General features: G+C 61.7%; 19 protein-coding genes, 1 other RNA gene and 1 pseudogene. 11 read left to right on the top strand and 10 right to left on the bottom strand.

Going from position 1 to position 19734, the window contains the following annotated elements; translation table 11 throughout:
* The 6 genes and pseudogenes from M2366_RS18675 to gloA all read left to right on the top strand — a co-directional run.
* A pseudogene (locus M2366_RS18675) lies at window positions 1–253 on the top strand (electron transport complex subunit RsxC); the annotation flags it as partial.
* Between the two features lie 3 nt (window positions 254–256).
* A complete protein-coding gene (gene rsxD, locus M2366_RS18670) occupies window positions 257–1309 on the top strand; it encodes an electron transport complex subunit RsxD (RefSeq protein WP_259270388.1) in 1053 nt (350 codons plus the stop codon).
* Between the two features lie 310 nt (window positions 1310–1619).
* Entirely contained in the window at window positions 1620–2258 is a 639-nt protein-coding gene (gene rsxG, locus M2366_RS18665) for an electron transport complex subunit RsxG (protein ID WP_259270387.1), read from the top strand.
* Window positions 2255–2974 carry an electron transport complex subunit E gene (locus M2366_RS18660; protein WP_042042234.1) on the top strand — a complete coding sequence of 240 codons (720 nt, stop codon included), beginning with the start codon at window positions 2255–2257 and terminating at the stop codon, window positions 2972–2974. The genes rsxG and M2366_RS18660 overlap by 4 nt, the downstream gene beginning before the upstream one ends.
* A 24-nt stretch (window positions 2975–2998) precedes the next feature.
* A complete protein-coding gene (gene nth / locus M2366_RS18655) occupies window positions 2999–3640 on the top strand; it encodes an endonuclease III (RefSeq protein WP_042042235.1) in 642 nt (213 codons plus the stop codon).
* 3 nt (window positions 3641–3643) lie between these two features.
* Complete coding sequence (gloA, locus tag M2366_RS18650) at window positions 3644–4057, top strand: lactoylglutathione lyase (protein ID WP_224430675.1); 414 nt, start codon at window positions 3644–3646, stop codon at window positions 4055–4057.
* A gap of 95 nt (window positions 4058–4152) precedes the next feature.
* Here the strand turns inward: gloA and M2366_RS18645 are convergent, their stop codons facing one another.
* Window positions 4153–4824 (bottom strand): hypothetical protein, encoded by a 672-nt coding sequence (locus tag M2366_RS18645; RefSeq protein ID WP_224430676.1) that lies wholly within the window; start codon window positions 4822–4824, stop codon window positions 4153–4155.
* A gap of 176 nt (window positions 4825–5000) precedes the next feature.
* Window positions 5001–5876 carry an OmpA family protein gene (locus tag M2366_RS18640; protein WP_198135268.1) on the bottom strand — a complete coding sequence of 292 codons (876 nt, stop codon included), beginning with the start codon at window positions 5874–5876 and terminating at the stop codon, window positions 5001–5003.
* A gap of 354 nt (window positions 5877–6230) precedes the next feature.
* Here M2366_RS18640 and rnt point away from each other — a divergent pair, with 354 nt between their 5' ends.
* From rnt to M2366_RS18625, 3 genes are all read left to right on the top strand, one after another.
* The gene (gene rnt / locus M2366_RS18635; protein WP_259270386.1) at window positions 6231–6911 is read left to right on the top strand and encodes a ribonuclease T; all 681 of its coding nucleotides are present in this window, start codon (window positions 6231–6233) and stop codon (window positions 6909–6911) included.
* 172 nt (window positions 6912–7083) lie between these two features.
* Window positions 7084–8406 carry a Na+/H+ antiporter family protein gene (locus M2366_RS18630; protein WP_042042239.1) on the top strand — a complete coding sequence of 441 codons (1323 nt, stop codon included), beginning with the start codon at window positions 7084–7086 and terminating at the stop codon, window positions 8404–8406.
* Window positions 8407–8553: 147 nt separating this feature from the next.
* Complete coding sequence (locus M2366_RS18625) at window positions 8554–8799, top strand: hypothetical protein (RefSeq protein WP_042042240.1); 246 nt, start codon at window positions 8554–8556, stop codon at window positions 8797–8799.
* Window positions 8800–8923: 124 nt separating this feature from the next.
* Here the strand turns inward: M2366_RS18625 and M2366_RS18620 are convergent, their stop codons facing one another.
* The 8 genes from M2366_RS18620 to M2366_RS18585 form a co-directional block, all read right to left on the bottom strand.
* Complete coding sequence (locus tag M2366_RS18620) at window positions 8924–9673, bottom strand: class I SAM-dependent methyltransferase (RefSeq protein ID WP_259270385.1); 750 nt, start codon at window positions 9671–9673, stop codon at window positions 8924–8926.
* A 150-nt stretch (window positions 9674–9823) separates the two neighbouring features.
* Window positions 9824–10204 carry an STAS/SEC14 domain-containing protein gene (locus M2366_RS18615; RefSeq protein ID WP_259270384.1) on the bottom strand — a complete coding sequence of 127 codons (381 nt, stop codon included), beginning with the start codon at window positions 10202–10204 and terminating at the stop codon, window positions 9824–9826.
* 428 nt (window positions 10205–10632) lie between these two features.
* The gene (gene gcvP / locus M2366_RS18610) at window positions 10633–13512 is read right to left on the bottom strand and encodes an aminomethyl-transferring glycine dehydrogenase (protein ID WP_259270383.1); all 2880 of its coding nucleotides are present in this window, start codon (window positions 13510–13512) and stop codon (window positions 10633–10635) included.
* A gap of 234 nt (window positions 13513–13746) precedes the next feature.
* Window positions 13747–14136: a glycine cleavage system protein GcvH gene (gcvH, locus tag M2366_RS18605; protein WP_042042245.1), complete on the bottom strand. Its 390-nt coding sequence runs from the start codon at window positions 14134–14136 to the stop codon at window positions 13747–13749.
* 75 nt (window positions 14137–14211) lie between these two features.
* A complete protein-coding gene (gene gcvT / locus M2366_RS18600) occupies window positions 14212–15309 on the bottom strand; it encodes a glycine cleavage system aminomethyltransferase GcvT (RefSeq protein WP_042042246.1) in 1098 nt (365 codons plus the stop codon).
* 382 nt (window positions 15310–15691) lie between these two features.
* Window positions 15692–16987: an FAD-dependent 2-octaprenylphenol hydroxylase gene (locus M2366_RS18595; RefSeq protein WP_404972811.1), complete on the bottom strand. Its 1296-nt coding sequence runs from the start codon at window positions 16985–16987 to the stop codon at window positions 15692–15694.
* 3 nt (window positions 16988–16990) lie between these two features.
* Window positions 16991–18235 (bottom strand): 2-octaprenyl-6-methoxyphenyl hydroxylase, encoded by a 1245-nt coding sequence (gene ubiH, locus M2366_RS18590; protein ID WP_259270382.1) that lies wholly within the window; start codon window positions 18233–18235, stop codon window positions 16991–16993.
* Window positions 18236–18399: 164 nt separating this feature from the next.
* On the bottom strand, window positions 18400–18969 hold the full coding sequence (locus M2366_RS18585; RefSeq protein WP_042042248.1) for a UPF0149 family protein: 570 nt from the start codon (window positions 18967–18969) through the stop codon (window positions 18400–18402).
* Window positions 18970–19142: 173 nt separating this feature from the next.
* Between M2366_RS18585 and zapA the strand changes: the two genes are divergently transcribed.
* The gene (gene zapA, locus M2366_RS18580; protein WP_042042249.1) at window positions 19143–19475 is read left to right on the top strand and encodes a cell division protein ZapA; all 333 of its coding nucleotides are present in this window, start codon (window positions 19143–19145) and stop codon (window positions 19473–19475) included.
* 17 nt (window positions 19476–19492) lie between these two features.
* Window positions 19493–19675, top strand: a non-coding RNA gene (gene ssrS / locus M2366_RS18575) — 6S RNA.
* Window positions 19676–19734: the final 59 nt, after the last annotated feature.

Genomic DNA, 19734 nt, shown 5'->3' with positions numbered 1-19734 from the left:
CGATCCCAAAAAAGCCGCCATTGCCGCCGCCATCGCCCGCGCCAAGGCCAAGAAGGCGGCAGAGGCAGCGCAGCCTGACGGCGCCAGCGATGCCGCATCCTCGCAGGTGAGTGACGACGCCCCTGCAACCGAGGCACCCGATCCCAAGAAAGCGGCCATTGCCGCCGCCATCGCCCGCGCCAAGGCCAAGAAGGCCGAGCGGGACACCACCACAGACAGTGCTAGTCAGACTGATAGCAAGATGGATACCTGACTCATGTTCAACATCGCGAGTGCCCCCTTCGCCCATAACCGCAAGCAGACCCAGACCCTGATGGTGCTGGTGATCCTGGCCTGCCTGCCCGGGCTCGCCGCCCAGATCTGGTTCTTCGGCTGGGGAAGCGTCATCCAGATAGCCCTGGCTGCGGTCACGGCGCTGGGTTGTGAAGCCTTGGTGCTGCGCCTGCGTGGCCGTCCCGTCAAGCCCGCTTTGCTCGATGGCAGCGCCCTGCTCACCGCCGTGCTGATAGGGCTGGCGCTGCCTCCTCTGCTGCCCTGGTGGATGACCCTGGTCGCGACCGCCTTTGCCATCATCATCGCCAAACACCTCTATGGGGGCCTGGGCCAGAACCTGTTCAATCCGGCCATGGTGGCCTATGTGCTGCTGCTGGTCTCCTTCCCGGTGCAGATGACCAGCTGGCTACCCCCCGACAGCATCCGCGCCTACGGACTGGGCTTTGGGGATGCCGTCTCGACCATTTTCACCGGCTTCAGTCTGGACGGCTACAGCATGGCCCAGCTCAAGCAGGGGATAGATGGTCTCACCATGGCGACCCCCCTCGACACCCTCAAGACTGGCCTCGGCCAGGGGCTGACCGCCAGCGAGGTCATGAGCCATGCGGTGTTCGAGGGTTGGGGCGGCATCGGCTGGAGCTGGGTCAATCTGGGCTATCTGCTGGGCGGCCTCTTCCTGCTGCAACAGAAGGTAATTGCCTGGCGCATCCCGGTCGCCGTGCTGGCCAGTCTGTTTGGCGCCGCGACCCTGGGTTATCTCATCAGCCCCGATGCCACCGGCACCCCCATGTTCCACCTGTTCAGCGGCGCCACCATGCTGGGAGCCTTCTTCATTGCCACCGATCCGGTCAGCGCCTCCACCACGGCCCGGGGCCGCCTCGTCTATGGCGCCCTCATCGGCATCCTGATCTACATCATTCGTCGTTTCGGGGGCTATCCCGATGCCATCGCCTTCGCCGTATTGCTGGCCAACCTCTGTGTACCCATGATTGACAGCCTGACTCGTCCCAAGACCTACGGAGAACGCCGTAAATGAGCGCCTCCTCATATCAGCTGGCCAACCTCTGTGTGGCCACAGAGATTGACAGCCTGACTCGGCCCAAGACCCATGGAGAACGCCGTAAATGAGCGCCTCCTCATATCAACTGGCCAACCTCTGCGTGGCCACAGGGATTGACAGCCTGACTCGGCCCAAGACCCATGGAGAGCGCCGTAAATGAGCGCCTCCTCATATCAACTGGCCAACCTCTGCGTGGCCACAGGGATTGACAGCCTGACTCGGCCCAAGACCCATGGAGAGCGCCGTAAATGAGCGCCTCCTTCCCCATTATTCAAGGAGCTCCCCAATGCTGACCAGCATGCGCAAAAATGGGGTCACCCTGGCGTTGTTCGCCCTGGTCTGCACCAGCCTGGTCGTGGCCACCCATCTGCTCACCCAGGACAAGATTGCCCACCAGCAGCAGCGGGAGAAGCTCGCCACCTTGAATGAGCTGCTCCCTCCTGGCAGCTACGACAACGATCTGGTGGCCAGCTGCAAGCGAGTGACCAGCCCCCTGCTCGGCAGCGATCAGGCCATGCCGCTCTACACCGCGACTCAGGCGGGCAAGGTGACCGGTTATGCCCTGGAGACAGTTGCCCCCGATGGCTATAGCGGTGCCATCCGCCTCATCGTCGGCACCGACGCCAGTGGCAAGGTGAGCGGGGTGCGAGTCTTGGCTCACAAAGAGACCCCGGGGCTGGGGGACAAGATTGAGCTGAAGAAATCGAACTGGATCTTGAGCTTCAACGGTCATAGCCTGACCACGGATAACGCCAAGAGCTGGGCAGTCAAGAAGGATGGCGGTGATTTTGATGCCTTCACCGGCGCGACTATCACCCCGCGGGCCGTGGTCAAGGCGGTTGCCAACCTGCTGCGTTTGCAACAGACTCATCCCGAGGTGCTGGCAGATGCCCCCTCTTGTGAACGGGCCGGAGAGAGCCAATGAGCGACGAAAATCAAGGTTCTGAGGTCAAGGAGCTGATGCTCCAGGGGCTGTGGAAGAATAATCCCTCCCTGGTTCAGGTGCTGGGGCTCTGCCCGACCCTGGCGGTCTCCTCCACCTTCACCAACGCCCTGGGGCTGGGACTGGCCACCATGGCGGTGCTGATAGGCTCCAATCTGGCGGTCTCTCTGGTCCGCCACTGGGTGCCCCGCGACGTGCGCATCCCCATCTATGTGATGATCATCGCCTCCCTGGTGACCTGCGTGCAGCTGCTGATGAACGCCTACACCTACGGTCTCTATCAGGCCCTTGGCATCTTCATCGCGCTGATTGTCACCAACTGCGTCATCATAGGGCGTGCCGAGGCCTATGCCTCCAAGCAGCCGCCCCTGCTGGCGGCCCTGGATGGCCTGATGATGGGACTCGGTTTCACGCTAGTGCTGCTGCTGCTCGGCGCCATGCGCGAGATCATCGGCATGGGCACCCTGTTTGATGGTGCCGAACTGCTATTGGGCGACTGGGCCAAGTCCCTGCGTATCGAGATCTTCGCACCGGGTTCGGCCTTGCTGCTGGCCATCTTGCCCCCCGGCGGCTTTATCGGCCTGGGGCTGCTCATCGCCGCCAAGAATGGCATCAATGACTGGCTGGGCCGCAAGCAGGTGGCAGAGAAGGCTCACTGCAGCGTACCGGCACCGGGCGCCCGCGCCACCGAGTTATAAGTACCATTTGCGGATGAGTGAGCGATGAATAACGAAAAGCGGCGCCAGATCCTGACACGACTGCGCGAAAACAATCCTGCACCCAAGACCGAGCTCAACTACAGCACCCCCTTCGAGCTGCTCATCGCGGTGCTGCTCTCGGCCCAGGCGACAGATGTCGGCGTCAACAAGGCGACCGACAAGCTCTATCCGGTCGCCAATACCCCGGCCAGCATACTGGCGCTCGGGGTCGATGGCCTCAAGCAGTACATCAAGACCATTGGCCTGTTCAATACCAAGGCCGAGAACGTCATCAAGACCTGCGCCATCTTGCTGGAACGCCATGGGGGTGAGGTGCCCGAAAACCGCGAGGCCCTCGAGGCTCTGCCGGGGGTGGGCCGCAAGACCGCCAATGTGGTGCTCAACACCGCCTTTGGCTGGCCGACCATCGCCGTGGACACCCATATTTTCCGGGTGTCGAATCGCACAGGTTTTGCGCCGGGCAAGAATGTGGATCAGGTGGAGGAGAAGCTGCTCAAGGTGGTCCCCGCCGAGTTCAAGCTGGATGTCCATCACTGGCTGATCCTCCATGGGCGCTACACCTGTCTCGCTCGCAAGCCGCGCTGCGGCTCCTGTATCATTGAAGACTTGTGTGAGTACAAAGAAAAAATCTACCCGGAGAACTGATCAATGAGAATCCTGCATACCATGCTGCGCGTTGGCGATCTGCAACGCTCCATCGACTTCTACACCCGTGTACTGGGCATGACCCTGCTGCGCAAGAGCGAGAATAGCCAGTACAAGTACACCCTGGCCTTCGTCGGTTATGGGGATGAGAAGGATGAGGCTGTCATCGAGCTGACCTACAACTGGGGCGTGAGCGAGTATGAGCTGGGCTCGGCCTACGGTCACATCGCCCTGGAAGCGGATGACATCTACGCCACCTGCGAGGCACTGCGCGCCGCCGGGGCCAAGATCACCCGCGAGCCGGGTCCCGTGATGGGCGGCAGCACCGTCATCGCCTTCGTCGAGGATCCTGACGGTTACAAGATTGAGCTGATCGCCAAGAAGGATGCAGGCGCAGGCCTGGGTGAGAGCCTCTAACATGCGGCGCTAGCCAGCCCTGTGCTCACCGCCTGGGCCGTTAATGAGAAGGGGGAGCCATTGGCTCCCCCTTCTGCGATGCGCGATCCCTGATGTCACAGCAAGCTGGGCTGACCATCGAGGAACACCAGCCGTTTGCCCGCCTGATTGGGGGCAACGAAGGGCAACTCGTTGCTGTTGACCACATAGATGCCGTTTTTGAACTGGAAGACAGGCACCGTTGGCAAGGCGCGGGGCACCAGCAGCTCACCGAGGTCGCTGCGCACCGTCAGCACGGTATAACGGCCCTGAGGGAGCCCCAGTATCGGGCCAAACTCGCTGCCATCGGCCTCACGGACCGCTTTGACGTAGACACTGAACTCCTCGTAGCCCGGCACCAGGCACTCGTGGGTATAGGCGCCGGTACTGACCGTGGTCACCAGCAGAGGCGCCTGATAGTCATGGCACACGAAGCCCGCGAGGTTGCCGGAGCGCAGCAGGGGTTGCAGGCGGATGGGTTCCTCGCGGATATCGGCAAGGGGTTCGCGGATCTGGTACTGCTCAAGCAGGACGCGGCGCACCACCTCGGCATCATCATAGGCTTCGCCATCATGGAGGGGGGCGGTCACCACACTGGCGCGGGTCAGCGGATAAGCCTCGACCAGGGAATCCGGCAGTATGATGCCTTTACCCTCCTGTTCACTCAGGCTGGCTTGCTCGCGATAGGGGTTGTCACGGATCAGGTTGGGGTAGCCACCATAGGCGGTGACGTTCCAGGCCCAGCTCATGGTGGGCTCCTGAACATAATGGCCGTGTTGGTCGGGGGTATTGGCGCAACCACTCAGCGCCAAGCTGGATAGCAAACCCGCTAGGGCAGTCAATTTTCTCATCTGGGCTTGTCTCTCATCGCATCATGGCGCCAGCATCCCTTATCCGGCACCCGTGAGTCCCAAACTAGCAAAAATCAGATGGCTCCGCTACGTCCCATGCTGATCACCACCCGCCGGTTCCTGGCTCGTCCCTCTTCGGTCTCGTTGGAGGCGACATGCTGTTTCTCCCCATGGCCCTCCACCGAGATCTTGCCCTCCTCTATCCCCAAATCGAGGAACACCTTCTTGATGGCATCGGCCCGCTTCTCGGAGAGCTTCTGGTTGGGCCAGCGCCCGCCATAGCTGTCGCTGTAGGCGTCGATCACCACCACGTCGATGCTGGTGTCCGCCTTGATGAATTCGCTGATCATGGCGAGTCGTCGCTTGGAGGAAGCCGACAGGCTGTCGCGGTTCTTGTCATAGGTGAGCACGCTGAAGGCGATGTCATTGAAGCTGTAAGGCAAGAGACCATTCAGGCAATCCATGAAGGCCTGATACTTGACCCGAAAGTTGACGTTGGAGAGCGACACCCGCACCGCCCGGTTCTGGCGATACCAGTCCCGGTACTGGAAGGTGGGCATGCGGCCACTCTCGAGTTCATCGAGCATGGTCCAGGCAGTCTGGCCATCGACCAGGCCGTCAAACTGCTTGAAGAAGCGGATCTGGCTGATATCCCGCCCGGCGAGACCCGGACGCCAGTTGGGGGGCATGCTGCCCAGGCTCACCGTCTGGGTCTGTGCCTGCTGACGCAGCCCCTTGAGTTCGAAATCGAGGTTGATCTTGCGCCCGGCGCGGCTCACGAAGGCCCCAGTGCCCCAGCTCGGGATGGGATGTTCGAGGCGACACTCGACCTGGCTGTCTGCCGTCAGGCGCCAGACGGATTGATCCAGGCCGGCGCCAAATTCGGCCACCCCCGCCTGCAAGTGCATGCTCACCGACATGCTGATCAATCCCAAGGTCCACCCCTTCACTCACCTCTCCTCTGCCTGGTCCACGCCCCTATCACAGGGGCGTTTTTCATCTGTCTCAAGGCTGTATCGGCATGAGCCGGCCAAGCTTTAGGGAGCAGGCGGCAATTCTTTGCCGCTCGAGACCAGAGGGCCGGGCCTGGGGTATAGGCAACCTTGACCGTCTGCCACCCAGGCGCGACACAAAATAAGAGGCTGGGTCTGCCACGTAGGCAATCCCGGTAGGCTGCCACCCAGGCGCGATAAAATAAGAGGCTGGGTCTGCCACGTAGGCAACCCGGCGGCCTGTCACCCGGGCGCGACAAATGAAGGCTGATTTGCCATAATGCCGCCTCACTTCAAGCCGACCGAGATCCCATGACCGACGCCGTTAACACTCTCAAAGGCCGTTTCCGTGGCTTTTACCCCGTCGTCATCGATGTTGAAACCGCTGGATTCAATGCCAAGACTGATGCCCTGCTCGAAATCGCCGCCTACACCCTCAAAATGGATGAGGCGGGCTGGCTGGTGCCCGATCAGGTCTTTCACTTCCACGTTGCCCCCTTCGAAGGCGCCAACCTGGAGAAAGCCGCCCTCGACTTTACCGGCATCGATCCCTACAACCCGCTGCGCGGCGCCGTAGACGAGAAGGAAGCGCTCACCGAGATCTTCAAGGGGATCCGCAAGGGCATGAAGGAGCAGGACTGCAACCGCGCCATCGTCGTGGCCCACAATGCCCCCTTCGATCACGGCTTCGTCATGGCCGCCGCCGAACGTGCCGGCCTCAAGCGCAATCCCTTCCACCCCTTTGCCACCTTCGACACCGCCGCGCTGTCTGGCCTGGCCCTGGGGCAGACGGTCTTGGCCAAGGCGTGCCAGAGCGCCCGTATCCCCTTCGATAACAAAGAGGCGCACTCGGCCCTCTATGACACCCAGCGCACCACCGAGCTGTTTTGTCATATCGTCAATCGCTGGAAGGCGCTGGGGGGTTGGCCCCTGCTGGAAACCGACGGGGCTGACGCTGAGGCAACGCCGCAAGACGAGGCCTCCGAACAGTAACCACCTGTTGCCTTGCGAGAAGGGCTGCCACGGCAGCCCTTCTTTGATATCCGTCAGCTGAAATGACTGATTTAGTCATTTTTCTGAATTTTTACTCGACTTTTGGCCCGTTTTTCGCAAACTAACGCCCTTTCACACGCCAGACAACAACACTATATTATAAGGAAGTCGCATGAATCCTGTTGTTATCGCAGTCTCGCTGATGCTGGTGCTCAGCCTGCTGCGGATCAATGTGGTCGTCTCATTGTCGGTCAGCGCCATCGTCGGCGGCCTGGTTGGCGGCCTCTCCCTCACCGATACCCTCAGCGCCTTCAGTGGCGGCCTGGGTGGCGGTGCAGAGATAGCCCTCTCCTACGCCATGCTGGGGGCCTTCGCGGTCGCCATCTCCCGCTCCGGCATCACGGATCTGCTGGCCCGCAAGGTGATAAACCAACTCGGCAAGGACGCGAGTGCGTCACGGATGCTCTGGGTCAAGACCCTGCTGCTCACCTCCGTGCTGGCGGTCGCCATCTCCTCCCAGAACCTGATCCCGGTCCACATCGCCTTCATTCCCATACTGATACCGCCGCTCTTGCACGTGATGGCCCAGATGAAGATGGACAGGCGTCAGGTCGCCTGCGTCATCACCTTCGGCCTGACCGCAACCTATATGCTGCTGCCGGTCGGCTTTGGCGGTATCTTCCTCAACAACATCCTGGCCAAGAACCTCATCGATAATGGGGTGACCCTGGTCAACAGCCAGATCCCCCAGGCCATGGCCCTGCCGGTATTTGGCATGTTCCTTGGGCTGCTGGTTGCCGTCTTTATCAGCTACCGCAAGCCCCGCGAATATGATCTGGCCAAGATCCTGGCCGCCGAGCCCGAATCCGTCGAGCTGAACCTGACCCACATCTGGGTCGCGCTGGTCGCCATCGCCGTGGCGCTGGGCCTGCAGCTTTACACCGACAGCATTGTGCTCGGTGCCCTTGCCGGTTTCATCATCTTCACCTGTGGTGGCGTCATCAAGTTTCGTGAGAGCCAGGATGCCTTCACCCAGGGGGTGCGCATGATGTCCCTCATCGGCTTTATCATGATCTCCGCCGCCGGTTTCGCCGCCGTGATGAAAGAGACCCAGGGGGTCGAGAGTCTGGTGCAATCCGTCTCCAGCCTGATTGGCCATCACAAGGGCATCGCCGCCTTCCTGATGCTGCTGGTCGGCCTGCTCATCACCATGGGCATCGGATCCTCCTTCTCCACCGTGCCCATCATCGCGACCATCTATGTGCCGCTCTGTCTGCAGCTTGGCTTCTCCCCCATGGCGACCATCGCCCTGATCGGCACAGCCGGCGCCCTGGGTGATGCGGGATCCCCCGCCTCGGACTCCACCCTGGGGCCCACCTCTGGCCTGAACGCCGACGGCCAGCACGACCATATCTGGGACTCAGTGGTGCCGACCTTCATTCACTACAATATCCCGCTGATCCTGTTTGGCTGGGTCGCCGCCATGGTGCTCTAACCAGCCGCAATCTGCCTCATCGCCAGATAACAACGCCCTCGCCAGTCATGGCGAGGGCTTTTTACTGGACGCATCGCAGGGATGGGCAATCACCCCGTGAAAGAGCCATGGCTTATATACTGCTAGTGACCAACAAGGAGCTACCCCATGAAACCTGCATATTGGCTGATTGCCCTGCTGTTTAGCACCCCTGCCCTGGCGTTCCACTGCCCGGTCGACATGAAACAGATAGACGATGCCCTCGCGACAGGCCCGGCACTCAGCGCCGAGCAGCTCGCCGAGGTCAAGACCCTCAGGGCCGAAGGCGAAACCCTGCATAAGGCCGGCCGCCATCAAGAGTCCGTCGATACCCTGGCCAAGGCCAAGGCACTGCTCGGCATCGACAAGATCTGATCCTCGGCGGCGCCAGCAATCCGCCCCCTGCCGTGCTTGATTGATAGATAGCAAAAGCCCCCGCCACGGCGAGGGCTTTTTCATGATGGCGCCTGGCAAGCAAGCCGGGGACCCTGGTCGATGCTCAGACCCGGCCGCTATAGACCAGGGTGCGATAGTTAAAGGCTATCTGACCCTCGATGGCGTGGTGGGCAAACTCGTGCCGGATCAGCGCCGTCAGCGCCTCATAGGCTGGCGTCCCGATGGCGGGAGCGTAAGAGGAGGAGTTGAGCCGCCCCAGCACACCATCAAGATCGAACATCTGGCAGTTGTCGAAACACTCCAGCCGGTACTCTCCCTCGAAGAAGGCGTCGAAGTCGGCCTCGCCAAGGTTGCGATGATTGACCTCTTCGTAATCCCCGGAATAGGCACGCAGCCCCGCCTCATAGGCCTTGAGAAACGGGGTGTCGGTCAGCCTGTCATTCCAGATGAGGGCGACCCGGCCACCTGGCTTCAACACTCGGCGACACTCGGCCTTGAAGGCGGCTCGGTCAAACCAGTGGAAGGCCTGAGCGACCGTCACCAGATCCAGACTGGCATCGGCCAGACCGGTTGCCTCCGCGCTCCCCGCCTGCCAGCGGATATTGCTGGCCCCGGCCAGCAGCGCCTCGGCGGCGGCGCGCATCTCCGCATTGGGTTCCAGGGCCCAGACCCGGCTCACCCGAGGCGCGAGCTGCGCCGTCAATATGCCGGTACCCGCCCCGATATCGGCCACCACGGCATCTGGCCCCATGGCAAGCTCCTGGATGAGAAAATCCAGCATGGCCGCCGGGTAGCCGGGGCGGTATTTCACATAGGCCTCAACCCGGACCGAAAATCGTTGGGTACTGTCCATTGCATGCTCCTCTTGGGGGATGGCCTCTGGATAAGGGCGATAACGCGGCATTGGCCGCCGTAACAAGATGATCCCGTGGGTTTGAGCCTATCATGCCCAGTCCCATTCCTGGCATCATGCCCGGCAAGAGAGCCACCCTGCGTAACGCTGTCACTCGGTCAACCAATCGATGGCCGCAGCTTCATCATCGAACGCCTTCACCTCCCCCGAGAGAAACCAGTTGCCGACCCTGGCAGCGAGGGTCTGCCAACCCTGCTGACCATAGAGGGCTATCTTGCCAAACTCGCTGCCATGCTTGAGCCCGAGGGTGAGATCGTCCCAAGCGGCGCGCAGCTCCCAGCCTTCCAGCTCGCGGGCATCGAGCAGCACCCTCACCCCCCGGCCCTCGACCCGGCTCAGCGCCGCCTCCAGCATGGGAGTGATGGCCAGATAGTCCTCATGGCTGAGCTTGCCGACCGCCTTGATTGAAATAAAAGAGACATCATTCACCCGGGCCAGCCCCAGGGTCAGGCCATGTTGTTGCATCGTCATCTCGCGTCTCCTGTGACGGCTGAATGCCAGCTCATTCTGGCGTCCTATCAATTGAGTCTATCCCTGACAGGGAGAGGCAGCCCCCCGGCCTGATCCTCAAGCCAAGGGATCTAAAAAGGCGTGGGAAATGTGACTACCTATATCAGCCCTGCCCCTCAACCAGCATGGGCAACAGCAAGGCCATGGCTATCACATCTTGCCTGAATGCCAAGTAGCCAACCCGACACTCACCATGGTTGGTATTGAAGGGGTGCAAACCGCAAGTAGCCCGTATTCTTCTGCCGTTTCCGTTCGCGCTATGGCATCACCGTCAGACAGATCAACAAAAAAGGCCTTGCGCGATGCAAGGCCTTCTCACTTTTCAACTTAGCTACCCGAGCTCATCTTGCTGAGCACTGTGCCCCGCTTGATGGCACCGATCATGTGCCTCACTCCCCGATGTAATCCTCGGTCGGGATGCAGGAGCAGAACAGGTTGCGATCGCCGTAGACGTCATCGATGCGGTTGACCGAGGGCCACAGCTTGGCGGCGCGCACCGCGCTGGACGGGAATACCGCCTCGGCGCGGGTATAAGCCCGCTCCCAGCGCTCGTCCATGACATCATCCTGGGTGTGGGGGGCATTGACCAATGGGTTGTCGGTCAGGCTCCAGTGGCCATCCTTCACCTTCTCCATCTCGGCGCGAATGGCGGTCATGGCTTCGATGAAGCGATCCAGCTCGGCCTTGGACTCGGATTCGGTCGGTTCGACCATCAGGGTTCCCGCCACCGGGAAGCTCATGGTCGGCGCGTGGAAACCGTAGTCCATCAGACGCTTGGCCACATCCATCTCGCTGATGCCACAGGCCTCCTTGAGGGGACGAATATCCAGGATGCACTCGTGGGCGACGCGGTTGTTGCGGCCGGTGTAGAGCACAGGGAAGGCTTCCCCCAGTTTCTTGGCCAGGTAGTTGGCGTTGAGGATGGCGACCTGAGTCGATTTCTTCAGCCCCTCGTCACCCAGCATGGCGATATACATCCAGCTGATGGGCAGGATGCTGGCCGAGCCAAAGGGCGCGGCAGAGACGGCGCCATTGTCGCGGCTACTCTTGTCGGTCTTGATGACGGCGTGGCCGGCCACGAAGGGGGCCAGGTGCTGCTTGACGCCGATGGGGCCCATGCCTGGACCGCCACCGCCATGGGGAATGGCAAAGGTCTTGTGCAAGTTGAGGTGGGACACATCGGCACCGATAAAGCCTGGCGCCGTCACGCCGACCTGGGCGTTCATGTTGGCGCCATCCAGGTAGACCTGACCACCGTACTGGTGAACGATGTCGCACACCTCCTTGATGGTCTCCTCATACACCCCGTGGGTGGAGGGATAGGTGACCATCAGGCAGGAGAGTCTGTCTCCCACTTCCGCGGCCTTGGCGCGCAAGTCGTCAAGATCGACGTTACCGGACTTGTCACAGGCGGTGACGATCACCTTGAGGCTCGCCATCTGGGCGGAGGCCGGGTTGGTGCCGTGGGCCGACGCCGGAATGAGGCAGACATCGCGATGCCCTTCGCCGCGGGACTCGTGGTACTTCTTGATGGCCAACAGACCGGCGTATTCGCCCTGAGCGCCGGAGTTGGGCTGCATGCAGACCGCATCATAGCCGGTGATCTTGACCAGCCACTCTTCGAGGTCTGCCAGCAGCAGCTGGTAACCTTTAGCCTGCGCCAGCGGGGCGAAGGGGTGCAGCTTGCCAAACTCGGGCCAGGTCACCGGGATCATCTCGGCGGTGGCGTTGAGCTTCATGGTGCAGGAGCCGAGCGAAATCATGGCGTAGTTCAGGGCCAGATCCTTGGCTTCGAGACGGTGGATATAGCGCAGCATCTCGGTTTCGGAGTGGTACTTGTTGAACACCTCGTGGGTCAGCACGGCATCGCTGCGCAGCAGCTCGGCGGGGATGGCCTGATGAGCCTGCGCCTTGGCATCCAGGGTCTCGATATCCAGACCGTGACCCTGGCCGAGGAAGAGCTCGAACAGCTCGGCCACGTCTTCGCGGGTGCTGGTCTCGGACAGGGAGACACCGACCGCGCCATCCAGGTCGGCACGCAGGTTGATGTTCATGGCATCGCCACGGGCTACCAGGGCGGCCTTGTCGGCGGTCAGGACTGTGATGGTGTCGAACCAGCTGTCGTGCTTGAGGGTCAGCCCCTTGGCGGTGAGTCCCAATGCCAGGATGCTGGTCAGACGGTGCACGCGGTTGGCGATGGTTTTGAGGCCAACCGGGCCGTGATAGACGGCATAGAAGCTCGCCATGTTGGCCAGCAGCACCTGGGCGGTACAGATGTTGGAGTTGGCCTTCTCGCGGCGGATATGTTGCTCGCGGGTCTGCATGGCCATGCGCAGGGCAGACTTGCCACGGCTGTCTTTGGAGACGCCAATGATGCGGCCCGGCATGGAGCGCTTGTAGGCATCACGGGTGGCGAAAAATGCCGCGTGAGGACCACCGTAGCCCATGGGCACACCGAAGCGCTGGGCGCTGCCCAGCACCACGTCGGCACCCAGTTCGCCCGGAGACTTGAGCAGCAGCAGGGAGAGCATGTCGGCACTGACACAAGCCAGACCCTTCTGGGCCTGTACGGCCTTGATCAGCGCCCCTAGATCGGTCACTTCACCCGTGGTCGAGGGGTACTGGAACAGGGCACCAAACACCTCCTCGTTCACCGCGTCGGCGGCCGGGGCCACCACCAGCTCGAAGCCGAAATGGACGGCACGCTCGCGCACCACGTCGATCACCTGGGGGTGAACGTCATCGGCGACGAAGAAGAGGTTGGACTTGGATTTGGCCATGCGCTTGGCCAGGGCCATGGCCTCGGCGGCGGCAGTTGCTTCATCGAGCAGAGAGGCGCTCGCCAGATCCATGCCGGTCAAATCCAGGGTCAGCTGCTGGAAGTTGAGCAGGGCTTCAAGGCGGCCCTGGGCCAGCTCGGGCTGATAAGGGGTATAGGCGGTGTACCAACCCGGATTTTCCAGCACGTTGCGCAAGATGACGTGGGGCACATGGGTGTCGTGATAACCCATGCCGATGTAGCTCTTGGCGATACGGTTCTGAGCGGCGTAGCCCTTGAGCTTGGCCAGGGCCTCTACTTCCGTCATGGGCGCGCCTATGCCAAGCGGCGCCTCGCGACGAATGGCGGCGGGCACGGTCTGGCTGATGAGGTCATCCAGACTCTCGGCACCGACAGTGGCCAGCAGGGCGCGCAGTTCGCTCTCGCCCGGGCCTATGTGGCGACGCAGAAAATTGGTTTTTTGCTCGAGTTCAAACAGTGACTGGGTCATTTCCCTATTTCCTAGTAGATATGCCTGATAGAAGATCTTGCCAAGGGATGAGATCTCGCTCGGCGGCTCGCGGGCACTTGCCCACGGCGGATAAAACAGGCGCCCGCACAGGATAATCCCGCGGTGCGGGCCTGGGATGCGCGCCAGTTGGCAAGGTGCACTCCCATGGCAAAGCCCGCGTTGTGCAGGGGCTCATAGCAAAAGGCCCTGCACGCGTGCAGGGCCTGGGCGACATTACTCTTCGTCGACGACGTTCTGGTAGCCGTCGGCATCCAGCAGATTTGCCAGCTCTTCGGCGTCGTCCAGCTTGATACGGAACAACCAGCCAGCGCCGTAAGGATCGGAGTTGACCAGCTCGGGACTCCCTTCCAGCTCTTCGTTGACGGCGATGATTTCACCGCTCACCGGGCTGTAAATGTCGGAGGCCGCCTTGACGGACTCGGCCACGGCGCAGTCGTCACCGGCACCAACCTGCTTGCCCACTTCCGGCAAGTCAACGAACACCATGTCACCCAGCAGCTCCTGGGCGTGCTCGGAGATACCGACCACGGCCTCACCGTTGGCTTCGACACGGATCCACTCGTGGGAAGTGGCATATTTCAGTTCGCTCGGGATATGGCTCATGTGTGCTTCCTTTATTCACTTGCATCATTGAACAGGGGTGACCCGGGGTGGACCCCGAGCCTGAAACGATAAACGTTATACCAATTTCTGGCCGTTGCGTACAAAGGCGGGCTTGGTCACCTTCACGGTCACCAGCTTCTTGCGAAGCTCGACTTCGGCCACGTCACCGATGTCGCGAGGCACCCGGGCCAGGGCAATGGAGAGTCCCAGGGTCGGCGAGAAGGAGCCTGAGGTGATCACCCCGGTGCGTGACTCGCCCTGGGCATTGGTGAAGCTGACCGGCATGCCGGTGCGCAGCACCCCTTTCTCTTCCATCAACAGCCCGACCAGCTTGGGCTGATCCCCGGCGGCCTTCTGGGCTTCCAGGGCAGCGCGGCCGATGAAGTCACGGCTGCTCGGCTCCCAGGCGATGGTCCAGGCCATGTTGGCGGCCAGGGGGCTGATGCTCTCGTCCATGTCCTGGCCGTAGAGGTTCATGCCCGCCTCAAGACGCAGAGTGTCCCGGGCGCCCAGACCGCAGGGCGCCACGCCCGCGTCGAGCAGGGCTTGCCACAGGTCGCAGGCCTGATGCTCCGGCACCACGATTTCGTAACCCTCTTCGCCGGTATAGCCGGTGGTGGCGATGAACAGATCCCCGGCTTGTACCCCGAAGAAGGGCTTCATGCCCGCGACGGCGGCGTTCTGCTCGGCATTGAATACCTTGGCGGCCAGCGCCTTGGCCTCTGGCCCCTGCACGGCGATCATCGCCAGGGAGGGTTGTTCGGTGACGGTCACCGCGAAGGCGGCGGCGTGCTGGCGGATCCAGGCCAGATCCTTGTCGCGGGTGGCGGAGTTGACCACCATGCGATAGAAGCTGTCGTCCAGATAATAGGTAATGAGGTCATCGATGACCCCACCCTCAGGGGTCAGCATGCCGCTGTAGAGCGCCTTGCCCGGGGTGGTGAGTTTGGCCACGTCATTGGCCAGCAGATGTTGCAGGAAGGCTTTCACCCGCTCGCCGGTCAAGTCGACGATGGTCATGTGAGAGACATCGAACATGCCCGCCTGGGTGCGCACCACATGGTGCTCTTCCAGTTGAGAGCCGTAGTTGATGGGCATCTCCCAGCCGTGAAAATCGACCATCTTGGCGCCGGCTTCCAGGTGCTTGGGGTGCAATACGGTAGTCTGGGTCATCGCTGTTTTTCCTTAAAACCTGGGCCTGCCTCATCCCGGTTCCCGGGTGGAGCAGGAGGCCACAGGGCCTGGGCTCGCTCCCGACATCGCCATGGGCGCTGCGGGACTGGTTCCTTCAATGGCGCGGATTATAAGACAAGCGGGATGGAGCACCGCTTAAAAAAAACTAATCCACAACATGCTGATAGCGGCCAAACACTATGATAAAAACAGAGGAAAAAACAGTATTGACCGGTAGTTTTTAGGGTTAAATTTTGATTTTTACCGTCTCGTCACAATTTATAGGAAAACGTTTCGCCAGCTTTCCATATTAAAGGCTGATGCCATAAACGAGCACATCAGCCTCTCGGATTACTTTTATTGTAAAAAATGGCGCCTGGGATTAGTTTTTTTCACCCGGCATACCCCAAAATGCCTCGCCACGCTGCTCGGTGCGGGCCAGGAGGGGCAGCTCCCCCTCCAGTCCCATGGCGCTGCGGATCAGGCGCTGCTTGACAGGGATCATGGCATCGACGGCGCTTAAGCCCACGCCTCGCACCAGCTTTTTAAGGGGATGAGCGCCACCAAACAGCCGCTTCAACCCCTCCATGGCGGCCAACATCCGGCTCGCCTCCGTCTTGCGCCAGCGCTCATAACTGCGCAGCCCGGCCAGGGCACCGATGTCCCGTCCCTTGGCGACATGGGTCAGCAGCGTCTGCGCCAGGGCGGCGGCATCCATCAGCCCCAGATTGACCCCCTGCCCCGCCAGCGGATGTATGGTGTGAGCCGCATCGCCGACCAGCACCAGCCGCTCCCGGGCAAAGTCGCGGGCGTAACGGGCGGTGAGCGGTATGGCACTGCGGGCTCCCTCCACCCGGCACAGGCCGAGACGCGCATCGAAGGCGGCGGTGAGCGCGCGGTTGAAGTGCTCTTCATCGCACCCTTGCAGCCGCAGCGCCTCATCGGCGGGCAGCGACCAGACGATGGAGCTGAGAGTGGGCTGCCAGAGCGGCAGGAAGGCGAGCGGTCCGGCGGGGCTGAAGATCTGGCGGGCCACGGCCCCATGCTCCTCGGTGGTACGCACTGTGGCGACCAGGGCATGGTGGCCATAATCCCAGCTGGTCAGGGGAATATCGGCCTGTTTTCGCACCCAGGAGTGAGCGCCATCGGCGGCCACCACCAGCTTGGCCGACAGCACTCGGCCATCTTCCAGCGTCAGCAGGGCATGCTCTTGCCCCTGTTGCAGGCTTGTGGCCCGGGCCGGCGCCAGCAGGTCGATATGAGCAGCCCCCGAGATGGCCTCTTGCAGTGCCAATTGAACAACCCTGTTCTCGACGATGTGACCAAGCCAGGGCAACCCCAGGCTGGCGGCATCGAACTCGATGCGGGCGAAGCTGTCGCGCTCCCACACCTGCATCTGCTGGTAACCTTGCAAACGGCGTGCGGTGATGCCCTGCCAGGCGCCGACCCCACGCAGGATCTGCTGACTGGCGAGGCTCAGGGCGCTGACCCTGTTATCCGGCGTCGCCGCCAGCGCGGGATCCGGCAATTGCCCCTCGATGATGGCTATCTTGAGTGCGCTCTGTTTGAGCGCCGCGGCGAGCGCCAGACCCACCATGCCGCCCCCCACGATGACCAGATCGTATTGCGCCATGCTCGGTTGCACCCTGTTCCGTTGCACCATGTCATGCTGCTCCATGGCTTACTCCTTAGTGACTGGGCTGATAAAGCCCAGGGTCTGGCGAGCCAGAGGGCCCTTGAGGCAGCTGGCGCGCGCCATCAGAGAGAGCGCCAGATTACGACCGGCCACCAGGGGGCCATGGTCGTTGGAAAAGAGCTGGGCCAGGGCCGAGGTGAGCCAGATGGTGGCCTCTTGATCTCCCTTTCGCCCTTGCCAGTAACGGCTCAGCACCGGGTAACCGCCAATGTCCTCCCCCTGTGCCAGGGCGCTGGCCACGATGGCGCAGAGGGCATCGAGATCGCGCATGCCGAGGTTGAACCCCTGCCCCGCGATAGGGTGCAACAGATGGGCGGCGTTGCCCACCAGCACGGTCCTTTGCCCCAGAGGGTAATCGGCTGCCGTGAGTGCCAGCGGGTAGCAGTGACGTACCCCGGTGCGCAGGAAGCGGCCAAGCCGCCAGCCAAATGCCTGCTGCAATTGGGCCAGGAAGGCCTCGTCATTCAGGGCCATGATGCTGTCAGCCTCCTCCCCCGGCATGCTCCAGACCAGAGAGCTGAGCCCTTGCTGCATCGGCAGCAGCGCCAGGGGGCCGCCGTCGGTGAAGCGTTCGAAGGCGCGCCCGGCCGGATGCTCGGCGGTTTGCACCGTGGCTATCACGGCGCTCTGACCGTAGTCATGGCGGCGTACCGGGATATTGAGGGCCTGGCGCACGAAAGAGTGGCCGCCATCGGCCGCGACCAGCAAGGAGGTGATGATCTGCTCCCCCGTGGCCAGAGCCAGCTCGACGGTGTGTTCCCTTGGGGTGACCCCCGTCAACTGCACCGGGCAGAGCATGCGAATATTGGCCGTCTGCGCGATGGCTTCTTGCAGGACCTGACCGGCGGCGCCGAGCTCAATCACCTGACCCAGGGCGGGCAAATCATATTCAGCGGCCGTCATGCGGGTCTGGCCGAGATAGCCTCGGTCCGAGACATGGATGTGGGTGATGGGGGTGGCATGGGGGGCCAGCCCCGCCCAGAGGCCATGGCGGGCCAGCGCCTCGCAGGTACCGGCGGCCAGCGCAATGGCGCGCGCATCGAAGCCGGGATGCGCGCCCTGTGCGAGGGCCGCCTCCAGCAGCACTATCTGCAAGGGCCTGCCATCCGGGCGGCGCAGTGCGGCGAGGGAGAGGGCCAGCACGGCGCCACTCATGCCGCCGCCAACCAGGGTGATATCGGCCTGCAGGACAGGTGAATGGGCGGGTGCGGTCGGATCAGTGTGAGTCATGGGATGAAGAGAATCCGATAAAACGTGGGGCCATGCTATCACAGTTGCCCCTGCTGGGATGGGAGGTGGCGGGCAAAAATGGTGCCCGCCCCGCAAACCCGCAAACCCGCAAACAGACGAGGCAGCCATGGCTGCCTCGTCGAGTGGGTGCTGTCTACCCCGGATCAATGCAGCGTCGGCGGCGCATCCGGCGTGTCGGGACGCTTGCCGAACTCTTCGAAGGTCATCATGACCCCCAGTTTGACATGCTCATAGAGCACCAGGAAGGCGACCTCGTTCTCCTCGTCCTCCTGATCGAACTCCTCCGAGACCTGGGTGATGTTGGCGATGTCCTGGATCATCTCCTGCAGCTCCTCGGACGCCTTGGAGAGCTCTTGCTGCACCACGCCAAAGCCTGCCAGGAAGGCCTGGGACCAATCCACCAGCCCATCGATACGCTCATCCAGGGGGGCATCATCACTGGGCAGCAACAGCTCTACCCCTTTCTGGGCCATCAGCCCCTCGATGGCGTCCTGGTAGAGCTCCGTCATCACCTGGCGCACCTGGGCCGGCAGACCGAAACCGTCGTTCACCAGATCGTTGAAAGGGGCTAACCAGCTCTTGTCATCAAGAGGAACGCCACCGCAGATCAGGCCACAGATAACGCCGTGGGCCTCCACTGCCGTGGCCATCAGCTCGTGCTGGTCCATGAGGTCGGCCAGGGCCGCATAATTGGGGGGGGTTGTCTTGCTCATCGGGGATCCGCTCAAAGTTCAGTCAAATAGCCGGAATTGATGGTCAAGATCCTAGCATTCTCACCCGCCCAGAGCCAGCAAGGCCTTGAAACTTCTGCATCTGCGCTATATAGTCCCGCCCAGTTGTCCACATGGATAAAGGCGGAAATCACCCCCGCCGTATTGAGGAAGGCATGAGCACAGAGGCCGTAGAAATCGTCGTTTTGGGACGTCCCTACAAGGTATCCTGTCCCCCAGGACAGCAGGATGCCCTGCGCCAGGCCGCCGATCAGTTATCCAGCAAGCTTGTCGAGCTGCGTCAACGCTCCAAGGTCTCCAGCAATGAACAGCTGGCCATCATGGCGGCGCTCAATTTCTGTCATGAGCTCTGCCTTGAAAAAGAGAAGAACCACCAATACTCTGAGACCATGGACAAGCGGATCAAGATGCTGCAACGCACCATAGAAGCAGCCCTGATCGAGCATGGACAGTATGGTGACAATGGCGAAGAGGCCAAAAAGCCTTAACGCGCGACCCGTTTTAAAATTCCCTGGAGTGTTTGTCAGCCGGTTCAAGTCCCCGAGCCGATAATCAAACCAAACAGGGGATCGGCCTTCTGGCTATTGTGCATGCTCGGCTCGACCGAGAAGCCTGCGGTCAGACTCGATCTCCGCCTTGAACCTACGGTTCAAGGGCCCAAACCGGCAACGGCATCTCCGGGGTACCAACAGCAAAAGGCCCGTCATCTTGATGACGGGCCTTTTCTTTTGTCTCTTTTGCGCAGCC

The sequence above is a fragment of the Aeromonas sp. BIGb0405 genome, from assembly GCF_024807335.1.
Classification (GTDB): domain Bacteria; phylum Pseudomonadota; class Gammaproteobacteria; order Enterobacterales; family Aeromonadaceae; genus Aeromonas; species Aeromonas rivuli.
The sequence above is the reverse complement of the archived record's forward strand: the minus strand, read 5'-3'. Positions and strand labels throughout refer to the sequence as shown.

Bases quoted from the DNA above. Each gene is read 5' to 3' on its own strand.
- rsxD (WP_259270388.1), top strand. From the start codon at position 257: ATGTTCAACATCGCGAGTGCCCCCTTCGCCCATAACCGCAAGCAGACC.
- rsxG (WP_259270387.1), top strand. From the start codon at position 1,620: ATGCTGACCAGCATGCGCAAAAATGGGGTCACCCTGGCGTTGTTCGCC.
- M2366_RS18660 (WP_042042234.1), top strand. From the start codon at position 2,255: ATGAGCGACGAAAATCAAGGTTCTGAGGTCAAGGAGCTGATGCTCCAG.
- nth (WP_042042235.1), top strand. From the start codon at position 2,999: ATGAATAACGAAAAGCGGCGCCAGATCCTGACACGACTGCGCGAAAAC.
- gloA (WP_224430675.1), top strand. From the start codon at position 3,644: ATGAGAATCCTGCATACCATGCTGCGCGTTGGCGATCTGCAACGCTCC.
- M2366_RS18645 (WP_224430676.1), bottom strand. From the start codon at position 4,824: ATGAGCTGGGCCTGGAACGTCACCGCCTATGGTGGCTACCCCAACCTG.
- rnt (WP_259270386.1), top strand. From the start codon at position 6,231: ATGACCGACGCCGTTAACACTCTCAAAGGCCGTTTCCGTGGCTTTTAC.
- M2366_RS18630 (WP_042042239.1), top strand. From the start codon at position 7,084: ATGAATCCTGTTGTTATCGCAGTCTCGCTGATGCTGGTGCTCAGCCTG.
- M2366_RS18625 (WP_042042240.1), top strand. From the start codon at position 8,554: ATGAAACCTGCATATTGGCTGATTGCCCTGCTGTTTAGCACCCCTGCC.
- M2366_RS18620 (WP_259270385.1), bottom strand. From the start codon at position 9,673: ATGGACAGTACCCAACGATTTTCGGTCCGGGTTGAGGCCTATGTGAAA.
- M2366_RS18615 (WP_259270384.1), bottom strand. From the start codon at position 10,204: ATGACGATGCAACAACATGGCCTGACCCTGGGGCTGGCCCGGGTGAAT.
- gcvP (WP_259270383.1), bottom strand. From the start codon at position 13,512: ATGACCCAGTCACTGTTTGAACTCGAGCAAAAAACCAATTTTCTGCGT.
- gcvH (WP_042042245.1), bottom strand. From the start codon at position 14,136: ATGAGCCATATCCCGAGCGAACTGAAATATGCCACTTCCCACGAGTGG.
- gcvT (WP_042042246.1), bottom strand. From the start codon at position 15,309: ATGACCCAGACTACCGTATTGCACCCCAAGCACCTGGAAGCCGGCGCC.
- M2366_RS18595 (WP_404972811.1), bottom strand. From the start codon at position 16,987: ATGGAGCAGCATGACATGGTGCAACGGAACAGGGTGCAACCGAGCATG.
- ubiH (WP_259270382.1), bottom strand. From the start codon at position 18,235: ATGACTCACACTGATCCGACCGCACCCGCCCATTCACCTGTCCTGCAG.
- M2366_RS18585 (WP_042042248.1), bottom strand. From the start codon at position 18,969: ATGAGCAAGACAACCCCCCCCAATTATGCGGCCCTGGCCGACCTCATG.
- zapA (WP_042042249.1), top strand. From the start codon at position 19,143: ATGAGCACAGAGGCCGTAGAAATCGTCGTTTTGGGACGTCCCTACAAG.